Source organism: Acinetobacter lactucae, assembly GCF_013344765.1.
Lineage (GTDB): Bacteria > Pseudomonadota > Gammaproteobacteria > Pseudomonadales > Moraxellaceae > Acinetobacter > Acinetobacter lactucae_A.
Window position 1 is genome coordinate 1 of sequence record NZ_JABVBF010000416.1, and the last position, 518, is coordinate 518.

The 518-nt window shown below is 29.7% G+C and carries 1 protein-coding gene; it reads left to right on the plus strand.

All coding sequences use genetic code 11. The features are described from left to right. Positions 1 to 518 (plus strand): toll/interleukin-1 receptor domain-containing protein (locus tag HUN22_RS17640; protein WP_174732078.1); only part of this gene is annotated, 518 nt, incomplete at both ends.

Sequence of the window (518 nt, forward strand, 5' to 3'; positions counted from 1 at the left end):
GAATATATTTCTGCTAGAGATATAGAATTATATAAATCTAACAAGAAAGAGGTATTAGATGACTTAAAAAACTATCTTCTCAATGATGGGAATAGTTTAGATGGAGATGAAATTCAGAAGCATTTATTCCCTGAAGAAAATATCGATATTTTTTTGTCACACTCACATGGGGATGAGGATAAGGTTATTAAATTAGCAATTCTTCTTGAAAGAAAAGGATTAAAAGTTTTTGTTGACTCATGTGTGTGGGGTAATGCATTCGATCTATTAAAAGTTATTGATAAAAAATATTGTCTTAATACTAATGGCAGTGCTTATAATTATGACAAAAGAAATTACTCAACCTCGCATGTATATATGATGCTGAATACAGCACTACATAAAATGATAGATAATTGTGAAGTTTTTCTATTTTTAGGGACACCAAATTCTGTCTCAGTAAAAGATGGTATTAAAAATGAAGAGTCTTTGAAGTCCCCATGGATTTTTTCAGAACTTGCATTTATACAACATGTTCG